This window comes from Lysinibacillus canaveralius, from assembly GCF_047301505.1.
Lineage (GTDB): Bacteria > Bacillota > Bacilli > Bacillales_A > Planococcaceae > Lysinibacillus_B.
The window spans coordinates 4,423,471-4,447,576 of record NZ_CP154840.1 but is presented as its reverse complement, the minus strand read 5'-3'; the positions used below and the strand labels follow the sequence as shown (position 1 = coordinate 4,447,576).

General features: G+C 40.9%; 25 protein-coding genes. 23 read left to right on the top strand and 2 right to left on the bottom strand.

Annotated features, from left to right (window positions below):
• Positions 1-171: 171 nt before the first annotated feature.
• The 11 genes from rpmH to AA0Y26_RS22370 all read left to right on the top strand — a co-directional run bounded on the left by rpmH (position 172) and on the right by AA0Y26_RS22370 (position 10,834).
• Positions 172-306: a 50S ribosomal protein L34 gene (gene rpmH, locus AA0Y26_RS22420; RefSeq protein WP_036152184.1), complete on the top strand. Its 135-nt coding sequence runs from the start codon at positions 172-174 to the stop codon at positions 304-306.
• An 84-nt stretch (positions 307-390) separates the two neighbouring features.
• Complete coding sequence (gene rnpA / locus AA0Y26_RS22415; protein WP_413364187.1) at positions 391-750, top strand: ribonuclease P protein component; 360 nt, start codon at positions 391-393, stop codon at positions 748-750.
• 95 nt (positions 751-845) lie between these two features.
• A complete protein-coding gene (gene yidC, locus AA0Y26_RS22410; protein ID WP_413364186.1) occupies positions 846-1,610 on the top strand; it encodes a membrane protein insertase YidC in 765 nt (254 codons plus the stop codon).
• The gene (gene jag / locus AA0Y26_RS22405) at positions 1,610-2,449 is read left to right on the top strand and encodes an RNA-binding cell elongation regulator Jag/EloR (protein WP_413364185.1); all 840 of its coding nucleotides are present in this window, start codon (positions 1,610-1,612) and stop codon (positions 2,447-2,449) included. The genes yidC and jag overlap by 1 nt, the downstream gene beginning before the upstream one ends.
• A 450-nt stretch (positions 2,450-2,899) precedes the next feature.
• Positions 2,900-4,285 carry a tRNA uridine-5-carboxymethylaminomethyl(34) synthesis GTPase MnmE gene (gene mnmE, locus AA0Y26_RS22400; RefSeq protein ID WP_413364184.1) on the top strand — a complete coding sequence of 462 codons (1,386 nt, stop codon included), beginning with the start codon at positions 2,900-2,902 and terminating at the stop codon, positions 4,283-4,285.
• A gap of 171 nt (positions 4,286-4,456) precedes the next feature.
• Complete coding sequence (gene mnmG, locus AA0Y26_RS22395; protein WP_413364183.1) at positions 4,457-6,355, top strand: tRNA uridine-5-carboxymethylaminomethyl(34) synthesis enzyme MnmG; 1,899 nt, start codon at positions 4,457-4,459, stop codon at positions 6,353-6,355.
• Positions 6,356-6,488: 133 nt separating this feature from the next.
• A complete protein-coding gene (gene rsmG / locus AA0Y26_RS22390; protein WP_413364182.1) occupies positions 6,489-7,205 on the top strand; it encodes a 16S rRNA (guanine(527)-N(7))-methyltransferase RsmG in 717 nt (238 codons plus the stop codon).
• Between the two features lie 163 nt (positions 7,206-7,368).
• Positions 7,369-8,256, top strand: a complete 888-nt coding sequence (gene noc / locus AA0Y26_RS22385; RefSeq protein ID WP_413364181.1) for a nucleoid occlusion protein — start codon at positions 7,369-7,371, stop codon at positions 8,254-8,256.
• Between the two features lie 208 nt (positions 8,257-8,464).
• Complete coding sequence (locus AA0Y26_RS22380) at positions 8,465-9,226, top strand: ParA family protein (RefSeq protein ID WP_413364180.1); 762 nt, start codon at positions 8,465-8,467, stop codon at positions 9,224-9,226.
• Positions 9,219-10,067: a ParB/RepB/Spo0J family partition protein gene (locus AA0Y26_RS22375; RefSeq protein WP_413364179.1), complete on the top strand. Its 849-nt coding sequence runs from the start codon at positions 9,219-9,221 to the stop codon at positions 10,065-10,067. The genes AA0Y26_RS22380 and AA0Y26_RS22375 overlap by 8 nt, the downstream gene beginning before the upstream one ends.
• Positions 10,068-10,120: 53 nt before the next feature.
• Positions 10,121-10,834, top strand: a complete 714-nt coding sequence (locus tag AA0Y26_RS22370) for a DUF554 domain-containing protein (RefSeq protein ID WP_413364178.1) — start codon at positions 10,121-10,123, stop codon at positions 10,832-10,834.
• On the opposite strand, the gene yyaC is transcribed toward AA0Y26_RS22370, so the two are convergent.
• Entirely contained in the window at positions 10,754-11,380 is a 627-nt protein-coding gene (yyaC, locus tag AA0Y26_RS22365) for a spore protease YyaC (RefSeq protein ID WP_413364177.1), read from the bottom strand. The genes AA0Y26_RS22370 and yyaC overlap by 81 nt on opposite strands.
• 108 nt (positions 11,381-11,488) lie before the next feature.
• Here yyaC and AA0Y26_RS22360 point away from each other — a divergent pair, with 108 nt between their 5' ends.
• From AA0Y26_RS22360 to ychF, 3 genes are all read left to right on the top strand, one after another.
• Entirely contained in the window at positions 11,489-12,358 is an 870-nt protein-coding gene (locus tag AA0Y26_RS22360; protein WP_413364176.1) for a mechanosensitive ion channel family protein, read from the top strand.
• Positions 12,358-12,558 (top strand): DUF951 domain-containing protein, encoded by a 201-nt coding sequence (locus tag AA0Y26_RS22355; RefSeq protein WP_413364175.1) that lies wholly within the window; start codon positions 12,358-12,360, stop codon positions 12,556-12,558. The genes AA0Y26_RS22360 and AA0Y26_RS22355 overlap by 1 nt, the downstream gene beginning before the upstream one ends.
• 134 nt (positions 12,559-12,692) lie before the next feature.
• Entirely contained in the window at positions 12,693-13,793 is a 1,101-nt protein-coding gene (ychF, locus tag AA0Y26_RS22350) for a redox-regulated ATPase YchF (RefSeq protein ID WP_413364174.1), read from the top strand.
• A 48-nt stretch (positions 13,794-13,841) separates the two neighbouring features.
• Here ychF and AA0Y26_RS22345 read toward each other — a convergent pair whose 3' ends face one another.
• A complete protein-coding gene (locus AA0Y26_RS22345; RefSeq protein WP_413364173.1) occupies positions 13,842-14,381 on the bottom strand; it encodes a DUF3267 domain-containing protein in 540 nt (179 codons plus the stop codon).
• A gap of 238 nt (positions 14,382-14,619) precedes the next feature.
• On the opposite strand from AA0Y26_RS22345, the gene rpsF reads away from it, so the two are divergent.
• The 9 genes from rpsF to AA0Y26_RS22300 all read left to right on the top strand — a co-directional run bounded on the left by rpsF (position 14,620) and on the right by AA0Y26_RS22300 (position 24,087).
• Positions 14,620-14,910 carry a 30S ribosomal protein S6 gene (gene rpsF / locus AA0Y26_RS22340; RefSeq protein WP_413364172.1) on the top strand — a complete coding sequence of 97 codons (291 nt, stop codon included), beginning with the start codon at positions 14,620-14,622 and terminating at the stop codon, positions 14,908-14,910.
• Between the two features lie 39 nt (positions 14,911-14,949).
• Positions 14,950-15,510: a single-stranded DNA-binding protein gene (gene ssb / locus AA0Y26_RS22335; protein WP_413364171.1), complete on the top strand. Its 561-nt coding sequence runs from the start codon at positions 14,950-14,952 to the stop codon at positions 15,508-15,510.
• 44 nt (positions 15,511-15,554) lie between these two features.
• The gene (gene rpsR, locus AA0Y26_RS22330; RefSeq protein WP_036152155.1) at positions 15,555-15,791 is read left to right on the top strand and encodes a 30S ribosomal protein S18; all 237 of its coding nucleotides are present in this window, start codon (positions 15,555-15,557) and stop codon (positions 15,789-15,791) included.
• Between the two features lie 353 nt (positions 15,792-16,144).
• Positions 16,145-17,086, top strand: a complete 942-nt coding sequence (locus tag AA0Y26_RS22325; protein WP_413364170.1) for a YybS family protein — start codon at positions 16,145-16,147, stop codon at positions 17,084-17,086.
• A 13-nt stretch (positions 17,087-17,099) separates the two neighbouring features.
• Positions 17,100-19,073, top strand: a complete 1,974-nt coding sequence (locus AA0Y26_RS22320) for a DHH family phosphoesterase (RefSeq protein ID WP_413364169.1) — start codon at positions 17,100-17,102, stop codon at positions 19,071-19,073.
• Positions 19,073-19,519 carry a 50S ribosomal protein L9 gene (gene rplI, locus AA0Y26_RS22315; RefSeq protein WP_413364168.1) on the top strand — a complete coding sequence of 149 codons (447 nt, stop codon included), beginning with the start codon at positions 19,073-19,075 and terminating at the stop codon, positions 19,517-19,519. The genes AA0Y26_RS22320 and rplI overlap by 1 nt, the downstream gene beginning before the upstream one ends.
• A gap of 13 nt (positions 19,520-19,532) precedes the next feature.
• A complete protein-coding gene (gene dnaB, locus AA0Y26_RS22310; protein ID WP_413364167.1) occupies positions 19,533-20,888 on the top strand; it encodes a replicative DNA helicase in 1,356 nt (451 codons plus the stop codon).
• A gap of 144 nt (positions 20,889-21,032) precedes the next feature.
• A complete protein-coding gene (locus AA0Y26_RS22305) occupies positions 21,033-22,319 on the top strand; it encodes an adenylosuccinate synthase (RefSeq protein ID WP_413364166.1) in 1,287 nt (428 codons plus the stop codon).
• Positions 22,320-22,623: 304 nt separating this feature from the next.
• Positions 22,624-24,087 (top strand): peptidoglycan DD-metalloendopeptidase family protein, encoded by a 1,464-nt coding sequence (locus tag AA0Y26_RS22300; protein WP_413364165.1) that lies wholly within the window; start codon positions 22,624-22,626, stop codon positions 24,085-24,087.
• Positions 24,088-24,106 lie beyond the last annotated feature (19 nt).

Below are 24,106 nucleotides of genomic sequence, written 5' to 3'. Positions count from 1 at the left end.
TATTCTGTATAAATAAGAATACGTTTGTGGATAAACATAAATTCCATTGTCTTGGACATTGATAGACTTTTTATATTAAACGTTGACAAAATAATTGCTTTTTATATATAATGGTCGAGTCTGTATGTTAAGAAAAATATAAGGACACTCATTTAGGAGGTGCAATATAGAATGAAACGCACATATCAACCATCGAAACGTAAGCACAGCAAAGTACACGGTTTCCGTGCACGTATGAGCACGAAAAACGGACGTAAAGTATTGGCTGCACGTCGTCGTAAAGGTCGTAAAGTTTTATCAGCATAAGCCCACTGAGCCTCATCAGTGGTCTTTTTTTTCATTATTTTTCATAATTGGATTGAAAAATGAGATAGATGGAGCTGGTAAACGGTGAATAAACGCCAACGGATCAAAAAGAATGAAGAATTTCAAAAGGTGTTTAAAAAAGGAAAGTCGTTTGCGAATCGCCAGTTTGTCGTTTATTGCTTAAAGAAGGAAGGACAAACGGAGTTTCGCATTGGCTTATCCGTAAGTAAGAAGATAGGGAAAGCGGTCACGCGTAACCAAATTAAGCGCTATATTCGCCAAACATTTCTTGAGTTAAAAGAGGACGTTCGCCAAGATATGGATTATGTTATCATCGCCAGAAATCAGGCGGCCACATTAGATTTTCATGAAACAAAGAAAAGTTTGGAACATGTATTGAGAATTGCCAAAGTATTAAAGAGGAATCGGTCAGAACGGGATTGAGGATTCTCGAAATAATTAGTAGAGTGTAAGCGTCTACGCATGGTAAAATAAGCTCTATAAAGAAAATTGAATAGTTGCTTTAGGGGGAAGAAGGCTTGAAGAAAAGACTTGGGGTCATTCTTACACTTGTATCGGTAGCCTTATTACTGTCTGGGTGTACAGAATTCGATCAACCGATTTCAGCTGAAAGCAAAGGCTTTTGGAATGAATTTATCGTTTGGCCATTAGTATCAGTCATCAAATATTTCTCAGATCTTTTAGGTACTTATGCGTTCGGGATTATTGCGGTAACAATCATTATCCGTTTAGCAATCTTACCATTAACAATTAAGCAAATTAAGAGTTCAAAGAAAATGCAGGAAATTCAGCCGAAGATGAAGGAGCTGCAGGCAAAATACAGCTCTAAAGATGCGGTTACTCAGCAAAAGTATCAGCAAGAGATGATGGCATTGATGCAATCATCGGGTGTCAACCCGCTTGCAGGATGTTTACCGATCTTTATTCAGATGCCGATTTTAATCGGATTCTACCATGCAATCAGCCGTATGAATGCAACATCTGTTTATGAATTAGGGACATTCCTATCGGTCCCGCTTGCAGAACCTAGTATTTTATTTGCGGTTATTGCCGGTTTAATTCAGTTCGTTGTGTTATTTACTGGTCCTGCAGTGGATAATCCACAAATGAAGGTCATGATGTATATCATGCCATTAATGATCATCGGTTTCGGTGCATTTTTGCCAGCCGCATTATCTTTATACTGGATTGTCGGAAACATCATTTCAGTATTACAAAACCTTGTGATTTACAAACCTTGGAATAAAAAAACTGATGCTACTATTACAGGAGGAGCAAAATAGTGAACCAACTTACGCAATTAGGCGCGACAGTAAATGAAGCGATCTCATTAGCGTTACAAAAGCTTGGCAAGACCCGTGAACAAGTAGAAGTAGAAGTTTTGCAAGAAGGTAAAAAAGGATTTTTAGGTTTTGGCGCACGTGATGCGGAAGTACGCATTACAATAAAAGAAGATGTACGGTCAGCTGTTAAAAAAGAAGAAGCAGTGCCATCGGAAGTTACACCTCACTCCAATACACCGTTGGAGGAGGAGCCGAAAGAGGCTGCATCTGCTGTATCATCAGCAGATGAAGTAATGAGCAGTGAACTTTCTGACATGCCGGCTGTTAATGAAAACGGGGACGAGCCAGTTCAAAACGTGAATGATGATCGATCTACCATGCAAGAACAGGATCCAATTGAAGAAACAAAGACGTATTTAAACAATATTGCTTTGGAATTGGGAGTTACCGATTTAAAAATCCATACGGAATCTGAAGGAAAATATGTATCATTCAGGCTGGAAAGTGAGAAAGCTGCATTTTTAATCGGAAAACGGGGTCAGACATTGAATGCCTTACAGCAATTAACGCAGCTCGTTCTGAATAAAAGCGCAAAATCTTTCATGCTGGTGAGACTGGATGTAGAAGATTACCGTGAACGCCGCCAAGCGTCATTGGAACAACTGGCAGAACGTATGGCTGATAAAGCTATTCGTACACGCAGAAAAGTGACATTGGAGCCGATGCCGTCGTATGAACGGAAAATTATTCATAACGTACTGGCAAATCGATTAGATATCGAAACATATTCGGAGGGAATTGAGCCGAATCGTTATTTAGTGATTGAACCAATCAAATAATATACAGACATTGACGGGGGCGTCGCAGTTTGCGGCGCCTCTGTTTTTATTTTTTTATTAGAGTTATGACCAGCATTTAATAGAAAGCACCAAGTTCTTTTAATGATAGATGTACAGGCGACCTAGGGCATGTTATGCGAGGCATCTTGCACTTGTTAAAAGTAAGTCGGTGTTTTAGTACTTTTCATTGTTTAGTATGAGTTTTATTTAGTAGTTGGGAAAGCTATTATTAGTGTTGTATTTCCCTCTATTTTGAATCTTGTTTGCTTTAGATTTTGCTGAAAATATGTTAGGCTAAATTGTTAGTAAATAAGGTAGGTCGGTAAAAAAAGTTATCCACATGTGGATAATCCTTTGGGCAAGAAGAAAGCCGAATCTGGGATAAAATTACGGCAAATGTAATGGATTAAGGAAAACCAGAATGAAACGGCTCTTATAGGAGGATTTAAAATGGAGTTTGATACAATAGCTGCAATCTCTACACCGATGGGTGAGGGAGCAATTGCCATTGTTCGCTTAAGCGGAGACGAGGCAGTTGAAATTGCAGATAAAATATTTAAATCGCCAACTGGTAAACGGTTAACAGAAGTGGCGACGCACACAATACATTATGGACATCTAATCAACCCGAAGAATCATGAGGTTATAGAGGAAGTAATGCTTTCATTAATGCGGGGACCAAAAACTTTTACACGGGAAGATGTAGTAGAAATTAACTGCCATGGCGGTTTAGTTTCCGTTAATCGGGTATTACAGCTTGTTCTAGCGAATGGTGCCCGTCTTGCAGAGCCGGGTGAATTTACAAAACGTGCGTTTTTGAATGGACGAATCGATTTGTCGCAGGCAGAAGCGGTTATGGACTTAATTCGTGCCAAAACGGATCGGGCAATGAATGTGGCGCTTGGTCAGATGGATGGGAAGCTGTCACGCTTAATTCAATCACTTAGACAAGCGCTGCTTGAGACGTTAGCCCAGGTAGAAGTAAATATTGATTATCCGGAATATGATGATGTAGAAGAGATGACGGTACCAGTTTTGCTTGAAAAGTGTGCCTGGGTACGCGATGAAATCAAAAAGCTGCTGCAGACATCATCTCAGGGGAAAATCCTTCGTGAAGGGCTATCTACTGTCATTTTAGGCCGGCCAAATGTAGGAAAGTCCTCTTTATTAAATAGTTTAGTTCATGAAAATAAAGCGATTGTAACCGATATAGCAGGTACAACTCGTGATATTATAGAGGAATATGTGAATGTTCGCGGAGTGCCGCTGCGTCTTGTGGATACAGCTGGAATTCGTGAAACAGAGGATATTGTAGAACGAATTGGTGTTGAGCGTTCGCGCGAAGCTTTAAAGGGCGCGGATCTCATTCTTCTTGTCCTAAATTATGGAGAGGAATTGACACCGGAGGACGAACGATTATTTGAAACCATTCAGCATATGGATTTTATCGTTGTGGTAAACAAAACGGATATCCCTCAAAAAACCGATTTAGATCGTGTCCAAGAGCTTGCTGGTAATCACCGCGTTGTCACGACTTCGTTGTTAAAAGAAGAGGGTGTAATGGAGTTAGAAGAAGCTATTGCTGCCTTATTCTTTGAAGGACAGATTGAAGCTGGGGATCTGACATATGTATCAAATGCTCGTCATATTGCACTTCTGCATCAGGCAGAGGCAACGATTGAAGATGCTCTGGCAGCCGCTGAAGCAGGTGTTCCAGTTGATATGGTGCAGATTGATGTTACCCGCACATGGGAATTACTCGGTGAAATTATCGGTGATACAGTGCAGGAAAGTTTAATTAACCAGTTATTCTCGCAATTCTGTTTAGGAAAATAAGCAGATATAAACGATTCTGCCCAGCGGATAGAAAAGACAACAGCTTTAAGAATACCCTCAAGAAAAGAGCGTGGTCTTAGCCTATTTTGGCTAAGAAGTGCCTTTCTAATGATAAATTGAAGTTAGTCTTGTGAAATATAGAATGCTACACACAGAAAGGAAGAACCAAGCATGCCAACACAATATGAGGCAGGCACTTTTGATGTTATCGTGGTCGGCGCCGGCCATGCAGGTGCAGAGGCGGCTTACGCTGCTGCGAAAACAGGTGCGAATACACTAATGCTTACAATCAATCTAGATATGATTGCTTTCATGCCATGTAACCCTTCAGTCGGCGGCCCGGCTAAAGGAATCGTTGTACGCGAGATCGATGCATTAGGCGGCGCAATGGGTAAAGTCATTGATAAAACGCATATCCAAATGCGTATGTTAAACACAGGTAAAGGACCCGCAGTTCGTGCATTACGCGCGCAGGCAGATAAAATTCTTTATCAGCATGAAATGAAGCGTCTGCTAGAAGAGGAGCCGAACCTTCAAATTCATCAAGCAATGGTCGATGAGCTTATCGTGGAAGACGGAGAAGTACGCGGCGTCATCACACAGGTAGGTGCCATTTATCGTGCTAAAGCGGTCGTTATTACAACAGGTACATTCTTACGCGGCGAAATCATTATCGGGGATTTGAAATATTCTTCAGGTCCAAATAACCAGCAGCCATCCATCAAGCTCGCGGATAACTTGAAAGAGCTTGGCTTTGACCTCGTCCGCTTTAAAACAGGTACACCACCGCGGGTAAACAGCCGCACAATTGATTATTCAAAAACGGAAATTCAACCTGGTGATGATGTACCCCGTGCATTCAGTTTTGAAACAACAGAATACATTATGGATCAGCTGCCATGCTGGCTAACATATACTAGTGAGAAGACACATGAAATTATTGAGTCCAACCTGCACCTTTCACCCATGTATTCAGGTATGATTAAAGGAACTGGTCCTCGCTACTGCCCGTCCATCGAAGATAAAGTGGTTCGTTTTAATGATAAACCGCGTCACCAAATCTTCCTTGAACCGGAAGGACGAAATACACGTGAGGTATATGTGCAGGGCTTCTCAACGAGTTTGCCTGAGCATGTTCAAAAGAAAATGCTGGCGACAATTCCTGGATTGGAAAATGCAGAAATGATGCGTGCAGGCTATGCTATTGAATATGATGCAGTCGTGCCAACACAGCTATGGCCGACACTGGAGACAAAACGTATTAAAAACCTTTATACTGCAGGTCAAATTAACGGAACATCTGGTTATGAAGAGGCAGCTGCACAAGGCTTGATGGCGGGTATGAACGCTGCAGCTAATGTGCTGGGCAAGGAAGAAGTCATTCTATCTCGTTCTGATGCTTATATTGGTGTGTTAATTGATGATCTCGTAACAAAAGGGACAAATGAGCCGTATCGTTTACTGACATCACGTGCTGAATACCGTTTGCTGCTTCGTCATGATAATGCAGATCTTCGTTTAACAGATATCGGTTATAAAATTGGTATGATATCGGATGAGCGCTATGCAAAATTCCAAGAGAAGCGTCAGCAAATCGAGAATGAAATTGCCCGTCTCCGGGATATTATTGTAAAGCCGAATGAAAAAACGCAGGAAACAATTCGTTCAGTCGGCGGTACCGAGCTGAAGGATGGTATTCGTGCATCCGATCTCGTAAAGCGTACAGAAATGACGTACGATTTAGTAGCTGGTTTAATTGAGCCGGCAGGCATTGAGTTTTCGGAAGAAGTGAGAGAGCAAATTGAAATTCAACTGAAATATGAAGGCTATATCCAAAAAGCATTACAGCAAGTGGATAAGCTGAAAAAAATGGAAGATAAGAAAATACCTGAAAATATCGATTATGATGCTATTTCAGGATTGGCAACAGAAGCCCGCCAGAAACTAAAAGATGTTCGTCCATTATCGATTGCTCAAGCAAGTCGTATTTCAGGAGTAAATCCGGCAGATATTTCTATCCTTCTCGTATATATCGAGCAGGGAAAGATTGCCCGCGTAGCGCATGACTAATCAAGAAGAGGCAACAAATAAGGATTGAGATGAAGCCCTTTTTATAAGTGGATTAGTCTAGTGTTCTTTTCTAATCCGCTAAACAAGGAGCGTTCGAATGTATCGGACGCTCCATTTTATAAAGGAGAGACATATGAACGAAAAACAATTTATTGAAGCGCTTGCCGCAAAAGGCATAGAACTTTCAGATGAACAGATTGCCCAATTTCGAAAATATTTCGAGCTATTGGTTGAGTGGAATGAAAAAATGAATTTAACAGCTATCACAGATTTAGAGGGCGTTTATTTAAAACATTTTTACGATTCTATCAGTCCGTCCCTTTATTTTGATTTCACGAAGGTAAAGTCTGTATGTGATGTAGGAGCTGGAGCTGGTTTTCCATCCATTCCAATTAAAATCTGTTTTCCACATCTGCATGTAACAATCGTTGATTCATTAAATAAACGAATCACATTCCTTAACCATTTAAGCGAAGAACTTGGATTGGATCATATGGAGTTTGTCCATGCACGTGCGGAAGAATTTGGCCAAAATGTGAAATACCGTGAGCAATTTGATGTAGTCACGGCTCGAGCAGTGGCAAGATTGTCTGTTTTATCAGAGCTTTGTATTCCCCTTGCTAAACAAGGAGGCTCTTTTGTTGCATTAAAGGCTGCTGCAGGAGCTGAAGAATTGAAGGACGCAAAAAAGGCGATTTCCACATTAGGGGCAGCTTTAAAAGAAGAGTTTAGTTTCCTTCTTCCTGTAGAGGAAAGTGAGCGTTCATTATTCGTTTTCGACAAAATTAAACAAACACCAAAAAAGTATCCTCGCAAACCGGGTGTGCCAAATAAAACGCCGATTCAGTAAAAAAAAGCGGAAATTAGAAATAATTCGTCAGTTTGAAGCATATACATTTATATTTACGACAAAATGCATGAAATTATCGATTATTGGACTATGTACATTTTCCCTAGAATCATAAATAATAATAATATTGAGCAAGTTAGTTTCTTAAAGGTGGTGCCTTTGGATGAAGAGTCCTTTTTCACGTTGGTTCGGAGGCGGAAAGCAGGAATCCGAAGTGGAAAGTGAAGTAGAAGTGGTGAGTACAGCTACAGAAGAAGTAGTGAAAATTCCAATTGAAAAAATAGTTCCGAATCGTTTCCAGCCTCGAACAGTTTTTGATGATGAAAAAATCGAAGAGTTATCAAGAACGATTCATACTCATGGAGTCATTCAGCCAATCGTCTTACGTCCAAGCTCGGAAGCAGAAGGAATGTATGAAATTATTGCAGGTGAACGACGATACCGTGCAATGAAAAAATTAGAATGGAAAGAAGTACCAGCAATTGTCCGCACATTAAATGATAAAGAAACAGCTTCGATTGCGCTGATTGAAAATTTGCAGCGCGAAGAATTAACAGCAATCGAAGAAGCATTGGCATATCAGCAATTGCTAGAACTTCATTCACTAACGCAGGAAGCACTTGCTCAACGTCTTGGAAAAGGGCAGTCAACAGTGGCGAACAAAATCCGTCTGCTGAAACTTCCGCAATTTGTGCAAGATGCTATTTTACAAAGAGAAATCAGTGAGCGACATGCACGTGCGTTAATTTCGGTTAAAGATGAGCAGCTTCAAATGCAGCTGATTGCGGCAGTGAAAGAATATGATTGGAATGTTCGGCAGCTTGAAGATCAAATTCAACAAATCCTGCATCCTCAGGAGGAAGAGCCGGAGGAGAAGCCAAAACCAAAAAGAGCGCAAAGAAAAGCAATTAGTAAGGACGTACGAATTGCGCTTAATACAATTAAACAATCGTTATCAATGGTCACAAAGAGCGGAATCGATGTGAAAACCGAAGAGGAAGATAACGATGATTATTATCAAATCACGGTAAAAATACCGAAAAGAAAATAGCATATAGCTCCCGGACAAGCTAGTTCGGGAGTTTTTTAGATTATAAGTGGGCCTAGTTTGTGTACAATAACATCCAATAACTTTAAATTTATGAATATTTTGACGACTCGTCGCTTCCTTTTTGCTAAAATAAAAGAGTATTAGTTTAGAAAGTTTCGTGTAAATAGAAAGCGATTAAACGAATAATGTGTTGAAAGCAGGTGCACAAATGGGAAGAACTATTGCCATTGCGAATCAAAAGGGCGGCGTTGGTAAAACAACCACATCTGTAAATTTAAGCGCGTGTCTCGCTTATTTAGGGAAGAAAACGCTCCTGATAGATATTGATCCACAAGGAAATGCTTCAAGTGGTGTAGGAATCAATAAGAAGGAAATTGAAGGTTGTATTTATGATGTATTAATTGAGGACGAGCCGATGGAGTCCTATATTCATGAAACAAAAATTGAGCATTTATGGATTGTTCCGGCCACTATGTCTCTAGCTGGCGCAGAAATCGAGCTCGTGTCAGCCATTTCACGCGAAGTCCGTCTAAAGCGAGCATTAGATGAAGTGAAGGATGATTTTGATTACATTATCATTGATTGCCCGCCTTCATTAGGACTTCTGACGATTAATGCACTGACGGCAGCCGATGGCGTATTAATTCCTGTACAATGCGAGTATTATGCGTTAGAGGGTCTAAGCCAGCTGCTATCGACAGTGCGCCTTGTTCAGAAGCACTTAAATAAGGAGCTCGTTATTGAAGGTGTACTGCTTACTATGCTGGATGCACGAACGAACCTAGGTCTGCAGGTAATTGAAGAAGTGAAGAAGTATTTCCGTGAGAAGGTGTACAAGTCAATCATACCTCGTAATGTCCGGCTGAGTGAGGCACCAAGTCATGGAAAACCAATTATTTTATATGATGTAAGGTCGCGGGGATCAGATACGTATACAGAGCTAGCAAGGGAAGTGATTAAAAATGGCTAAAGGATTAGGAAAAGGAATTAGTGCATTTTTTCCTGAAGAATCCATACATAGCGATAATACGGTAGAGTATATCGTTGTAAATAAATTGATCGTTAACCCATATCAGCCACGCAAGATTTTTAAGGAAGAAGCGCTTGAAGAGCTGGCCGAATCAATTAAAGAGCATGGAATTATTCAGCCGCTTGTTGTACGAAAATCAGGCAAGAAATATGAGATTATCGCAGGTGAGCGCCGTTTCCGAGCTGCCAAAATGGCTGGCTTAAAGGAAGTCCCAGCCATCATTAAAGAGATGACTGAACAGCAGATGATGGAAATTGCCATCTTAGAAAACCTCCAGCGCGAGGACTTAACCCCTGTTGAAGAAGCAGAAGCCTATAGCAGTTTGATTGAAAAGTTAAATTTTACACAAGAAGAGCTGGCAAAGCGCCTAGGGAAAAGCCGGTCGCATATTGCAAACCATATTCGTCTTTTACAGCTTCCGGAAGAGGTGCGCAGCTTTATAAATGCAGGCAAATTGTCAATGGGACATGGGCGTACGTTACTTGGTCTAAAAAACAAGGAAAGTATAAAAGACATAGCTGACCGGGTCATTACCCAGGGACTTAATGTCCGCCAGGTGGAGGCGCTTGTACAACAATTGAATAGCGATGTTTCACATGGAACAAAAGAAAAGCCAAAGAAGGACGTTTTTGTCCAGGCGACGGAGTCTCATTTACGGGAGTATTTCGGTACAGGTGTTCAAATAAGAAAGAATAAAAACAAAGGGAAAATTGAAATTGAGTTTTATTCAGAGGATGATTTAGAGCGTATTTTAGAAATCTTAAAGGTTCAAATAGATTAGATGGAGAGCTCTCATATAAGAGGGCTCTATTTTATTGGAAGAGGAGCTTACTCATGGTTTTACTCGGATCATTGTTAAATGCTTTATTTATCATCATTGGAGCACTTTTCGGAAGGCTGTTTCAAAATATACCAGAAAAGATGAAGGAAACGGCTTTGTCTATTATTGGCCTTGCCGTAGCTGTACTCGGTATTCAGATGGGCTTTGAAAGCAGTAATTTTGTTATTGTTATCATTAGTCTGGTAGTTGGGGCAGTATTAGGTGAATGGCTAGATTTAGAGCGCTGGTTCAAACGTTTCGGTCAATGGGTTGAGAAGCTAGTAGAAAAAAATCCAAACAAGAACAGCAAAGGGTCTATTGCAGATGGATTTGTGACGGCAACACTTATCTTTGTTATCGGTTCGATGGCCATTATTGGAGCACTTGATAGCGGGCTTCGGAATGATCACGATGTCCTTATCACAAAAGGAATCATAGACGGCTTCACGGCTGTTATTCTTGCTTCCACATTAGGAATAGGTGTATTAATATCTGCGTTTCCTGTATTTATTTACCAGGGTGCCATTGCTCTTTTAGCTGGAGTTATCAGTACATATATTCCGGAAGCCGCACTTGATCTGTTCATCCAAGAAATGACAGCTACAGGTGGGGTTATGATTATGGCTATAGGTCTTAATATTGCTGGGCTAACGAAAATTCGAGTAGCCAATTTGCTGCCGGGCATTGCGATAGTCGGCCTGATTGTTGCCATATTGTTTGTTTTTTAGTAGATGGCGCTGCCAGGCAAGTGTTAGAGAACGAGCGATTGTCATACTCATCGAATGCGTTACATGCAGGCGTGTATTTTGTAGTACCATTGCTTCCATAAAGCCGCCTACGTTTACTACTCCTTTTATAGAAAGATCGCCTATTGGTGGTAATTCTTTTTTTACTGCCTTTCCAGGGTATAGAGCCCCGTCTTTTACAATAATTGAACCAATGGAACCTTCTTCACCAAGACATGCGTCAATTGCTACAATGAAAGGATAGGGCGTGCTTGTTTCAAGCTCAGCCTGTGTTTCTAGTAAATTGAGGGCATGAACCGGTTTTTCGAGTGTGCCAAGCACTTTGAATGGAAAAGCGTAATCCTGAATCAATTGATTGCCGACAAGAGGGCCGAGAGCATCACCTGTAGAGCGGTCAGTACCGATACAACAGAAGATAAGCTGTTCATGATCAAATGGAATATGCTGCAAAAATAGTTCACTTAGTTGCCAAACAGCACTTGTTTTTTCATAATGAATAACATAATGAAATACAGGGGTTGGTTGCATAAAATAACCTCACTTTATTATGGGGTTTTCTGGTATTCCGTATTAAAAACCCGTTTTATTTAGGCAGTATATTCAAATTTGTACATTGTTATACAAGAGGTGGTAAATATGGCAAATGGAACTGCACAAGATCCGGTGGAAGATTTGAAGGTCCTCCAGCGGTTGGCCAAACAGTTCTGGGATTATCTAAAAAGTGAAGAATTATGGAGTTTCATCATTGTAGCCTCCATTAAAATTATTGTTATAACGGTAGTTTCCTACTTAGTAGTACGAATCGGAAATAAATTAATTGAGAAGTTTTTTGCTATACGCATGCGGGCACCGCTTCGTTACTCAGAGCGCCGTCAGCGGACAATCTTAAAGCTTCTGCAAAATGTCCTTTCGTATCTCGTCTATTTCTCAGCGATTATAGGGATATTATCAGCGCTGAACATCCAGGTAGCCGGTCTTCTTGCCGGGGCAGGGATTGCATCAGTCGCTATCGCATTTGGAGCGCAAAGTTTAGTGAAAGATATTATTAGCGGATTCTTTATTATTTTTGAGGATCAGTTCGGTGTAGGTGACTATATTAAGCTGAACACGGCAGAAGGAACAGTAGTGGAAATCGGTCTTCGGACAACCAAAATTACGGGTGTTACAGGAGAACAGCACATCATCCCTAATGGATCGATTGGAGCTGTAATTAATTATTCAGTCAATGATACTTCAACCTTTGTAGATTTCGTTGTGCCGACAACGGTCAGCTTGCCCGAAATCGAAAAAAAGGTAGAAACGTATTTACAAGCCCTTTTTGATGAATATGAAGAATTGACAAATGTACCGGTTCTTACAGGAGTGCAAAACTTCAACCCAGAGACAGTAACACTGCGTATTAAAATTGAAACAGCCACAATGCAGCACGCAAAGATGACGGGGATTATACGCCGGGACTTAATGACGCTGCTTGAAGAATATGATGTGCAGGTGGAGGGAGAATAATGGAAGCAAAGAAGTTTGAATTGAATGATGTTGTAGAGATGAAAAAGCAGCATCCGTGCGGGACAAATGCTTGGAAGATTATCCGTATGGGAGCGGATATTCGAATCAAGTGTCAAGGCTGCGGTCATAGTGTGATGATTCCTCGCCGCGAATTTGAAAAAAAGATGAAAAAGGTCATTAACACAGTAAGTGAAGCATAAATAGAGGCCCATTAGACTTTTTAACGCTGAATCAATATAATAGATAAGGTTATAAAAAAGCCTTCACGTATAGAGATAACATAAGCAAAAAATTAGGAAACCACTTACTGAACATAGAAAGGTTGTGTCCATCAATGGCATTAACAGCTGGAATTGTCGGTTTGCCAAACGTAGGTAAATCTACATTATTCAATGCAATTACAAAGGCGGGGGCACTTGCTGCCAACTACCCATTCGCAACAATCGATCCAAACGTAGGAATTGTAGAGGTTCCAGATGCGCGTTTAGATAAATTAACAGAATTGGTTACACCAAAGAAAACAGTTCCGACTGCTTTTGAGTTTACGGATATCGCAGGAATTGTAAAAGGAGCTTCAAAAGGCGAAGGGCTGGGCAATAAATTTCTAGCTCACATTCGTGAAGTAGATGCAATCTGTCAGGTAGTACGCTGCTTTGAGGATGAAAATATCACGCACGTAGCAGGTTCAGTTAACCCGATCGATGATATTGAAGTCATTAATTTAGAATTGATTTTAGCAGATATGGAATCAGTGGAAAAACGTCTGCAGCGTGTATCTAAAATGGCGAAGCAAAAGGATAAAGAGGCATTAATGGAAGAGCCGGTATTGCTGAAAGTAAAAGAAGTACTAGAAGCTGAAAAGCCAGCGCGTGCTGCTGACCTTTCTGATGATGAAATGAAAGTAATCAAAGGTCTTCACCTATTAACGGTTAAGCCAATGCTATATGTAGCGAATGTATCAGAAGATGAAGTGGCAGATCCTGCTAATAATAAGTACTTGAAAATGGTACAAGAATATGCGGCTAATGAAGGCTCTCAAGTCATTGTTGTTTGTGCGAAAGTAGAAGAGGAGATCTCTGAACTAGATGACGAAGAAAAAGCAATGTTCCTAGAAGAGCTGGGTATTAAAGAATCAGGGTTAGATCAGTTAATTCGTGCTTCTTACAACCTGCTTGGATTGGCGACTTATTTTACAGCTGGTGTACAAGAAGTTCGTGCATGGACATTCCGTAAAGGGATGAAGGCGCCGCAATGTGCAGGTATCATCCATACAGACTTTGAACGTGGCTTTATCCGTGCAGAGACGGTATCTTATGACGATTTAGTAGCTGCTGGCTCTATGGCAGCTGCAAAAGAGGCAGGCAAGGTGCGTCTCGAAGGAAAAGAATATGTCGTACAGGACGGCGACGTTATGCTATTTAGATTTAACGTATAATCTTATACAATAAATAAACCGGTTCGCTTTATGCGAGCCGGTCTTTTTTTATCTTTCATATACATATAGTTTTGGCTCTTTGGGATCATCTTCTATTTGAGCATCATTTGGAAATTTACGCAGTTCCTTGTACATCGCAAAGTCACCAACCGCACCTGCTATCAAAAACGCCCCAACAAGGATGACGGTGTAATTGTTGAGCCAAAAACCAATTAGTGCTGGAATAACACCGGTAGCCCAAAAAGGCAGCAGGAGTGCTTTTTTCATGGCAGCATTTGAAAGACGCTCAGTAGTAGTCGCATAGGCAACTCCTTTTTTTAAATCAATACCATAGGATAATGAACGGATTGGCGCCTTGCCAAAAATAATAAAGCCCAGTAGATGAAATGCTTCATGCAAAATAATCAGTAAAATATAATAGGCGCTAAATAAAATGATTGATAGGATAATCGAATCGAAAGAAAGTTCCATTTTTTGCGGCTGAAAGACAAAGTTCAGGCCAATAAGCAATAGACTTACTATTACTGTACAAATAATATTTTGTTTGATCACTTTCTGTAAATCTAATTGGATGACATATGGCTGCATAGAAGGCCCCCCTTTAATAATGAAGATTATAAAGGAAAACACTTGTAAATGGAAAAACGCATGATATAATAAGAATATATGTTCGTATATTGAGTATTTAGTTTCTCTATTAATCCTACTTTAATGTTGAACATCTAATCTATCTATGTTACAATTCATTGATGTGAGTAATACACGTTACTTACTCCTTGCTCCCGCATAGTCGGAGAGCCCAAGTCCATAAGGAGGTGCACAATAGATGAGAAAGTATGAATTAATGTACATCGTACGCCCGAACATTGAAGAAGAAGCGAAAAAAGCTTTAGTAGCTCGTTTCGATGAAATCTTAACTTCAAACGGCGCTGAAATCATCGAGTCTAAAGAGTGGGGCAAACGTCGCCTTGCTTACGAAATCAACGACTTCCGCGAAGGTTTTTACCAAATCGTGAAAGTAAACGCTGGTTCTGAAGCAATCGATGAGTACACTCGTTTAGCTAACATCAGCGAAGACATTATCCGTCACATCGCTGTACGCGAAGAAGAAAAATAATTTTTGAACAACATGCTGAAATGAGGAGGTTGAATACGGATGATTAACCGTGTCGTATTAGTTGGTAGACTTACGAAGGATCCAGAGCTTCGTTATACACCGAGTGGCGTTCCAATGGCACGCTTTACAGTTGCTGTAAACCGTCCATTCTCGAACCAGCAAGGCGAAAAAGAAGCTGACTTCATCGGTTGCATTGCTTGGCGAAAGCAAGCTGAAAACTTGGCGAACTTCATGAAAAAAGGAAGTTTGATCGGAGTAGAAGGTCGTATTCAAACGGGCAGCTTTGAAGGACAAGATGGTAAGCGCGTTTATACAACAGATGTCGTTGCAGACGCTGTGCAGTTCCTAGAACCGCGTGGAGGCGGCAATGCTTCACAAAATATGCCAAACCAGCAGTATGGTGGAGGAAATTATGGAGGCGGCCAGCCGTCTTACAATAATCCACCGCAACCGCAGTTTGGTGGCGCTCCTCAAGATTCGTTTGGTTATCAGCAAAATCAACCACCTCAGAATCAGCAAAATTATACACGTATGGATGAAGACCCATTTGCGAACAGCAAAGGGCCAATCGAAGTATCAGAGGATGATTTACCATTCTAATCGCTTCGCATCCACCCAACAATAATTAAAGGAGGACAACGCTAATGGCACCACGTCGCGGAGGCCGCAAACGCCGTAAAGTTTGCTACTTCACTTCAAACAACATTACGCACATCGACTACAAAGATGTAGATCTTTTAAAGAAATTCATCTCTGAGCGCGGTAAAATTTTACCACGTCGCGTAACTGGCACAAGTGCAAAGTACCAACGTAAATTAACTTCTGCAATCAAAGTTGCTCGTATCATGGCATTACTTCCATTCGTAGCAGAAGACAAATAAGATAATTGAACCCGGTGAAATCTTTTGATTTCACCGGGTTTTATTTTTATTGAGGAAAGAAAAAGTGCAACAATATGAAGAATGGATTGGAAAGGGGTATTTATCAATAAATCATCAGTCTACACTATATATCAGAAATGAGTAAGAATTTGAGCAAGCTGCAGGCCTCTCTTTAAAGGTTATCGTAGAAGACAAGTATTTTAGTGCATTTGTCTTTAAAAAGCATTCAATATAAAATAGAAAGATAAGAAAATGGAAGCATTTGTTCTACTATGGTTTTTGTTTGTCTACGTAAAAGATGGTACAATAGAGAAAGTGAAAAAATGCTTTGACTGATAAAAAGGAAGGTTTTTATGCCGAATAATCAAACAAAAGCTATGACGCAGGGTGCGATGATGATCGCTTTATTTTTACTATTGGTAGCATTGGCGTTTTATGTGCCGTTAATCAATTTACTAGCCTTTATCTTCGCACCGCTGCCCCTTGCCTGGTATAGCGCTACCTATAACAGGAAATTAGCAATTGGTGTAAGTTTATTAGCCGTTGCTGCAAGTATTTTGGTAGGAAATGTATTAATTGTTCCGCTTGCTCTTATCTTGGCCATTGTCGGTCTGGTTATAGGGGTTTGTTTACGGGAAAAGAAAAGCAAAATTTATTTAATGATGGCAGCGGGAACGGCCATCCTCCTTACTTTTGCAATTCAGTTTATACTATTAGTACGCTTCTTTGATATGAATTTTATTGAAGAAAGCTTGCAATTTGCCCGTGATACGTATGAGGAGTCATTGCAATACTCCGCAAAACTTACGGGTGGAGAGGTACAAATAGAAGATCAGCTAAAGCAAGCGTTCGATATGATGGAAATGACGATGCCGGCAAATATAACGATTTCTGTATTTGTCCTTGCTTTCATGTGGATACTTGTTCTCCTGCCCCTTTTAAATAGGTTAAAGGTAGAGGTGCCAAAGTTTCCTCCATTCCGTGACATGCGTCTGCCACGTGCAATATTATGGTATTACCTGATTGTGTTATCGATCAATCTATTTATACAGCCGGAGTATGGTTCAGCGTTTTATGTAGTAATGCTGAATTTATCAATGATCCTTTGGGTATTGTTAACGGTACAAGGGATTTCATTCCTTCATTTTGTCATTGATGCGTTCCATTACCCCCGCTTTTTAAAGGTTCTGGCAACCATCGTTGCGATTCCGATGTATTCCTTCATTGTATTAGTAGGTATTATCGATTTAGGCTTTAATTTGCGGGAGTGGGTTAAAGCGAAGAGTGAAAAATGAGGAGCTGATCAAAATGGGGATTTTTAGGAAACGCTCAATCCGATATCCGCTTTTGTACTTATCGATTTTATCGGTAGTTACAGCTGCCTTACTATTCTATGTAAACATATGGGTTGGCCTTGGATATATAGTCGCTGCAAGTATAATCCTGTATTACGGCTGGAAGGTTGAACAAATTGCATATATAGAGACGGAGAAGCACATTGAATCACTTTCTTTCCGCTTGAAAAAAGTAGGGGAAGAAGCGTTTTTACACATGCCATTTGGGATTATATTGGTTGATGATCAATATAAAATCGAGTGGGCCAATCCCTTTATGCTGAATGCAGCAGAAGCGGAAAGTTTAATTGGAGAAGAAGTCTTCAAATTATCAGATGGACTAATGGCCATCTCAAAACCGGAAGAATTAAAAGAACTGACTGTGACGATAGGGGAACGGAAATATCGTGTCTATTCGAAGCCGGAAGAGAGGCTGCTATACTTTTTCGATATTACGGAACAAGTAGAAATTGAGACCCAGTATTATGCGGATCGTACTGTCCTAGCCATTTTATTCATCGATAATTATGATGAAATTACACAGGCCATGGATGATCAGACACGCAGTATGACGAACTCTACCGTTACCTCCATCGTTAATGAATGGGCTGCCGAATACGGTATTTTTGTTAAACGAGTTTCCTCGGATCGCTTCCTGGCGGTCTTGAATGAATCTATTCTGGAGGAATTAGAACAGAAAAAGTTTTCTATTTTAGATAATATTCGAGAAAGAACTATGCAAAAAAACTTATCTCTGACATTGAGTGTTGGGGTAGGGGCTGGATCGCCATCATTGACTGAACTTGGTGAGCTAGCACAATCCAGTCTGGATTTAGTACTTGGACGCGGCGGCGACCAAGTAGCGATTAAACAGCCAGACGGCAAGCTGCGTTTCTATGGAGGCAAAACCAATCCTGTAGAAAAGCGGACGCGAGTACGGGCGCGGGTAATATCCCATGCCTTGCGTGATTTGATTCAGGACAGTGACCAGGTATTTGTTATGGGACATAAAAATCCCGATATGGACTCTATTGGGGCTGCAATCGGTGTACGTAAAATGGCAGAAATGAATAAGGTAGATGGTTATGTCGTATTAAATTTCCAAGAGTTGAATGGAAGTGTAAGACGCTTGATGAATGAGATTGAGGCGAATAATAATGATCTTTATAGCCGCTTTATTTCGCCGGAAGAAGTGCTCTCCCGTATTACCCATAAATCCTTACTTGTTATTGTAGATACACATAAGCCAGCTATGGTTATTGACAGCTCTCTCCTTAACAGGACCGAAAAGGTTGTCATTATTGACCACCATCGCAGAGGGGAAGACTTTATAGAAAATCCTACACTTGTCTATATGGAGCCTTATGCATCATCTACTGCTGAACTTGTGACAGAGCTATTGGAATACCAGCCGAAAAACACAAAAATTACGAGCCTAGAGGCAACATCTTTATTATCGGGCATTATCGTAGATACAAAGAGCTTTACGTTAAGAACCGGAGCTCGTACATTTGAGGCTGCTTCTTACCTTCGTACCCATGGAGCTGATACAATTTTAATTCAGCGTCTATTAAAAGAGGATATAGATACGTATATCGAGCGCTCTAAGCTCATTCAGACAGTAGACTTTGTAAAGCCTGGTATTGCGGTAGCACATGGAGATGACAGCCGGATATACGATTCAGTGCTGATTGCCCAGACTGCTGATATTCTACTGACGATGAAAGATGTTTCGGCTTCGTTCGTTATCGCCCATCGCCAAGATGGTCTCATCGGTATTAGTGCCCGCTCACTTGGAGAGGTGAATGTCCAGCTCGTAATGGAGAAGCTTGGAGGCGGTGGCCACTTGACAAATGCGGCTACGCAAATGGAAGCTAATTCAATCGAAGAAGTAAAACAATACTTAACAAATGCTATTAGAGAAGTACTTGAAGGGAGTAATGAGTAATGAAAGTAGTGTTTTTGAAAGATGTTAAAGGTAGAGGAAAAAAAGGAGAAATTAAGGAGGTTGCAGAAGGATATGCACGCAACTTCCTAATCAAAAATGGCCATGCAGTGGAAGCAACAAATGCGGCATTAAGCCAGCTGCAAGGACAGAAGCGTCTGGAAGAGAAGAATGCTGCAGCAGAATTACAGGCGGCAAAAGATTTAAAAGAGCAAATCGAGAAACTTGAAGTGACAGTAAAAGCAAAATCAGGCGAAGGCGGTCGTCTTTTCGGATCCGTTTCTACTAAGCAAATTGCAGATGAACTTCAAAAGACACATGGTATTAAAATCGACAAACGTAAAATGGATTGCAATGAAGGTATCCGTTCTTTAGGATACACAAATGTACCAGTGAAGCTTCATCATGAAGTGAAAGCAACACTTAAAGTACATGTGATTGCAGAGTAGGGAGTAAACAACAATGAACGAATCCATGATGGACCGCGTTCCACCGCATAACCATGAAGCAGAACAATCGGTTATCGGTGCTATCTTCCTTGAACCTCAAGCTCTGATTACAGCGTCTGAAATTTTAATGCCTGCTGACTTCTATCGTACTGCGCATCAGAAAATTTTCGAGACGATGCTGCGCTTAAGCGATCAAGGGAAAGCGATAGATGTTGTAACAGTGACAGAGGAGCTCTCAGCTAAAAAAGAGCTGGAGGATGTAGGCGGGCTCTCTTATTTATCAGAGCTTGCAAACGCCGTACCAACAGCTGCGAATATATCGCATTATGCTAAAATTGTAGAAGAAAAGTCCATCCTCCGCAGGTTGATTCGTACTGCCACGAAGATTGTAGAGGATGGTTATACACGTGAAGATGAGGTAGAGGCACTTCTTTCAGAAGCTGAAAAGAAGATGATGGAAGTAGCGAACCGCAAAAATGCGGGAGATTTCAAGCACGTAAAGGATGTACTTGTTCAAACGTATGATAATATCGAGCAACTTCAAGCACGTGAAGGAGAAATAACGGGGATTCCTACAGGTTTCCGTGATTTAGATCGTATTACGGCAGGCTTCCAGCGAAATGATTTGATTATCGTGGCTGCCCGGCCTTCAGTAGGGAAAACGGCCTTTGCTTTAAACATTGCTCAAAGTGTAGCAGTAAAGGCTCGGGAAAATGTCGCTATCTTCTCCCTGGAGATGGGGGCAGATCAGCTTGTCATGCGTATGCTTTGTGCCGAAGGAAACATCGATGCTCAGGTGCTAAGGACAGGAGCCCTACAGGAAGAGGATTGGCGGAAGCTGACGATGGCTATGGGAAGTCTATCCAACTCCGGCATTTTCATCGATGATACACCGGGGGTACGAGTTAATGAAATTCGGGCCAAATGCCGTCGTCTGGCACAGGAGCAAGGTCTAGGGATGATCATGATCGACTACCTGCAGCTTATTCAAGGCAGCGGGAAACCAGGCGAGAACCGTCAGCAGGAGGTATCGGAAATTTCCCGCTCGCTAAAAGGCCTGGCTCGTGAGTTAAAAGTACCGGTCATCGCACTTTCCCAGCTCTCCCGTGGCGTAGAGCAGCGTCAGGACAAGCGTCCGATGATGAGTGACCTGCGTGAATCAGGAAGTATCGAGCAGGATGCCGATATTGTAGCGTTCCTTTACCGGGATGATTACTATGATAAGGAATCAGAAAGTAAAAACCAAATTGAAATCATCCTTGCAAAGCAGCGTAATGGTCCTACGGGGACAGTTACGCTTGCATTCAAAAAAGAGTTTAATAAATTCTTAGATGTGGATTGGTCGCAAGTAGCGCCTCCACCAGCATAATAAGGAAAATAGTATGACAAAAACACGAACATTAAAAATCTACTAGATTTTTATGTTCGTGTTTTTTGTTGACGCAGAGGAAATGAGATTGTTACAATAAAAGGGTTCAATCAAGAGCGATTAATTGTCTTCGGAGGTGCAAATATGTCATCAGTTGTTGTTGTAGGTACACAATGGGGAGATGAAGGAAAAGGGAAAATCACTGACTTCCTCTCTAAAAAGGCAGATATTATTGCTCGTTTTGCGGGTGGAGATAACGCCGGTCATACAATTAAATTTGACGGTGAAACATATAAGCTACATTTAATTCCATCGGGTATTTTCTATCAGGATAAAATCTCGGTGATGGGGAATGGGTTGGTTATTAACCCAAAATCTTTAGTAACAGAACTACAAGGGCTGCAGGCGCGAGGAGTGGATACATCAAACTTGCGCATTTCCAATCGTGCCCACATTATTCTGCCTTATCATATCCATCAAGATAAAGTAGAAGAGGCTTCACGTGGAGACCAAAAAATCGGTACTACATGTAAAGGGATCGGTCCATGCTATCAGGATAAAGTAGCTCGTATTGGTATCCGCGTAGCTGATTTATTGGATAAAGAAGTATTTGAACAAAAGCTTCGTGCCAATGTTGCATTAAAGAATAAATTATTCGAGAAGTTTTATGAAGTAGAAGGAATTCCATTTGAAGATATTTTTGAAGAGTACTATGGCTATGGACAAGAGATTGCACAATATGTAACAGATACATCAAAGATTTTAAATGATGTATTAGATGAAGGCGGCCGTGTATTGTTTGAAGGTGCTCAAGGTGTCATGCTGGATATCGATCAGGGTACATACCCGTTCGTTACATCATCCAACCCGGTTGCAGGAGGGGTTGCCATTGGAGCAGGTGTAGGCCCTTCTAAAGTTTCCCGTGTTGTAGGTGTATGTAAGGCTTATACTTCCCGTGTGGGTGACGGGCCATTCCCGACTGAATTGTTTGATGAGAAAGGTCATCATATCCGTGAAGTAGGCCGCGAATATGGAACAACGACAGGCCGCCCACGTCGTGTTGGATGGTTCGATTCCGTTGTTGTACGTCATTCACGCCGCGTATCGGGTATTACGGATTTAGCATTGAATTCAATCGATGTACTATCAGGACTGGAAACAGTAAAGATTTGTACGGCTTATGAATATAACGGGGAAATCATTACAGAATATCCTGCAAACCTTCACATCATTGAACAGTGTAAACCTGTGTATGAAGAGCTTCCAGGTTGGAGTGAAGATATCACAGGCGTTCGTACAATGGAAGAATTGCCAGAAAACGCACGCCGCTATGTAGAACGTGTTGTAGAATTGACAGGTATTCAGCTAATGACGTTCTCGGTTGGACCGGCACGTGAACAAACAAATGTAGTAAATGCCATTTGGGAATAGAAATAACAGCTTCTTGGGAATGAAAAGCCCAGGGAGCTTTTTTCTGTTTTAGAAAAAGAAAGGGAATATTTCCTTATAGGATAGAATCATAAAAAGGAAAGAACAGTATGTAAAGAGGGAGAGACAGAAATATATAACTCTTTATTAGGTAAAAGGAATTATTTCAGAAATAATACAATTTCATTACAAAACGCTATAATTCTCCAATCTGAAAATGCAATATGATAAATTATAGAAGTGTGATTTTTTAGATAAAAAATAACTACTTCATATATTTATTGGATTGTTTTTTGGAAGGAGCTTTATGATGAGTTTGAGAGAGAAAAGGACAGGTGAGCGGCGAAGCTTTTCAAGAAGCTTGAAAGACCATAGTGTCAAAATTACATTTGTCGCTGCACTACTCATAGCTGGTACATTTACTCCTGATTCTGCAAGCGCAGATTCAAAGGATTCTTTTAAAGAAATCTATCATCTTTATAACGGAGATGAATATATTGGGGCAGTATCGGATCGAGACACTGTCGATGGAATGATTGAAAAGAAAAAGCAAGATGCTAGTAATCAATACAAGGAATTTAAAGTAGATGCAGGTTCTAACATTACTATTATTCCTGAACAAGTGTTTACAGTCGCTGTGAATGAAACAGAAACAATAGAAAAGCTCGCAAGTTCTCTAGTAGTAGAAGCAGAGGCACATGCTCTTTTAGTGAACGGAAAAGCAGTTGCCTATGTAAAAGATGCAAGCGATTATGAGAAAGCAATCAATCTATTGAAACTTCAATATGTTTCCCAGCAGGACTTGGATGCATTAAATAAAGGTGCTGCTACAGAGTTAGTACCCCTTAATCAAAATAATCAAACACGTGTAACGGAAATTTCTTTGAAGGAAACAGTTGCAGGGGAAGAAGCAAAGGTTGACCCTTCGAAAATCCTTACGCCTGAACAGGCAGTTGAACTGCTGCTGTCTGGAACGCTTGAAAAAGAAACTTACAAAGTACAACAAGGTGATGTACTAGGTTCAATTGCAAGTGCACATAATTTAAGTCTTAAAGAGCTATTAGCGCTGAATCCGGGGCTAACAGAGACATCTCTTTTAAAAATCGGACAGCCGCTGAATGTTACAGTTGAAAAACCGCTTGTAACAGTCAAAGTAGTGCTGCAGAAGTTCAAGGTAGAAACGATTGATTTCAAGAAAATCACTGAAAAAGATGCGACAATGTTAAAGGGCGAATCAAAAGTGAAACAAGAAGGAAAGGCGGGGCAAAAGGATGTCCTGTATACGATTACTTCTGAAAATGGTGTTCGTACAGACAAGCAGGTTACGACTGAAGTAGTGACAGCTGAACCAGTGGATTACATTAACGTCATCGGCACTAAAGTGATTCCTTCGCGTGGTACTGGTACATTTTCATGGCCGACAGTCGGCGGCTACATATCCAGCCATATGGGGGCTCGCTGGGGCACTCAGCACCGAGGCATTGATATTGCTCGTCCATCTAATTATACAATCAAGGCCTCTGATAATGGAGTTGTGACATTTACAGGATGGGATGGAACATACGGCAATAAAATTGTCATCAACCATAATAATGGTTATGAAACAATCTACGCCCATTTATCATCTATCACTGTATCGGTAGGACAAGTTGTCGGCCAAGGCTCGAAAATTGGGGTTATGGGCTCTACAGGTAACTCAACAGGTACACACCTTCATTTTGAAGTCCATAAAAACGGCTCACTCGTAAATCCATTATCTTTATTACGATAAACAAGTAGACAGTCCGCAT

Bases quoted from the DNA above. Each gene is read 5' to 3' on its own strand.
- rpmH (WP_036152184.1), top strand. From the start codon at position 172: ATGAAACGCACATATCAACCATCGAAACGTAAGCACAGCAAAGTACAC.
- mnmE (WP_413364184.1), top strand. From the start codon at position 2,900: ATGGAGTTTGATACAATAGCTGCAATCTCTACACCGATGGGTGAGGGA.
- mnmG (WP_413364183.1), top strand. From the start codon at position 4,457: ATGCCAACACAATATGAGGCAGGCACTTTTGATGTTATCGTGGTCGGC.
- rsmG (WP_413364182.1), top strand. From the start codon at position 6,489: ATGAACGAAAAACAATTTATTGAAGCGCTTGCCGCAAAAGGCATAGAA.
- noc (WP_413364181.1), top strand. From the start codon at position 7,369: ATGAAGAGTCCTTTTTCACGTTGGTTCGGAGGCGGAAAGCAGGAATCC.
- AA0Y26_RS22380 (WP_413364180.1), top strand. From the start codon at position 8,465: ATGGGAAGAACTATTGCCATTGCGAATCAAAAGGGCGGCGTTGGTAAA.
- AA0Y26_RS22375 (WP_413364179.1), top strand. From the start codon at position 9,219: ATGGCTAAAGGATTAGGAAAAGGAATTAGTGCATTTTTTCCTGAAGAA.
- AA0Y26_RS22370 (WP_413364178.1), top strand. From the start codon at position 10,121: ATGGTTTTACTCGGATCATTGTTAAATGCTTTATTTATCATCATTGGA.
- yyaC (WP_413364177.1), bottom strand. From the start codon at position 11,380: ATGCAACCAACCCCTGTATTTCATTATGTTATTCATTATGAAAAAACA.
- AA0Y26_RS22360 (WP_413364176.1), top strand. From the start codon at position 11,489: ATGGCAAATGGAACTGCACAAGATCCGGTGGAAGATTTGAAGGTCCTC.
- AA0Y26_RS22355 (WP_413364175.1), top strand. From the start codon at position 12,358: ATGGAAGCAAAGAAGTTTGAATTGAATGATGTTGTAGAGATGAAAAAG.
- ychF (WP_413364174.1), top strand. From the start codon at position 12,693: ATGGCATTAACAGCTGGAATTGTCGGTTTGCCAAACGTAGGTAAATCT.
- AA0Y26_RS22345 (WP_413364173.1), bottom strand. From the start codon at position 14,381: ATGCAGCCATATGTCATCCAATTAGATTTACAGAAAGTGATCAAACAA.
- rpsF (WP_413364172.1), top strand. From the start codon at position 14,620: ATGAGAAAGTATGAATTAATGTACATCGTACGCCCGAACATTGAAGAA.
- ssb (WP_413364171.1), top strand. From the start codon at position 14,950: ATGATTAACCGTGTCGTATTAGTTGGTAGACTTACGAAGGATCCAGAG.
- rpsR (WP_036152155.1), top strand. From the start codon at position 15,555: ATGGCACCACGTCGCGGAGGCCGCAAACGCCGTAAAGTTTGCTACTTC.
- AA0Y26_RS22325 (WP_413364170.1), top strand. From the start codon at position 16,145: ATGCCGAATAATCAAACAAAAGCTATGACGCAGGGTGCGATGATGATC.
- AA0Y26_RS22320 (WP_413364169.1), top strand. From the start codon at position 17,100: ATGGGGATTTTTAGGAAACGCTCAATCCGATATCCGCTTTTGTACTTA.
- rplI (WP_413364168.1), top strand. From the start codon at position 19,073: ATGAAAGTAGTGTTTTTGAAAGATGTTAAAGGTAGAGGAAAAAAAGGA.
- dnaB (WP_413364167.1), top strand. From the start codon at position 19,533: ATGAACGAATCCATGATGGACCGCGTTCCACCGCATAACCATGAAGCA.
- AA0Y26_RS22305 (WP_413364166.1), top strand. From the start codon at position 21,033: ATGTCATCAGTTGTTGTTGTAGGTACACAATGGGGAGATGAAGGAAAA.
- AA0Y26_RS22300 (WP_413364165.1), top strand. From the start codon at position 22,624: ATGATGAGTTTGAGAGAGAAAAGGACAGGTGAGCGGCGAAGCTTTTCA.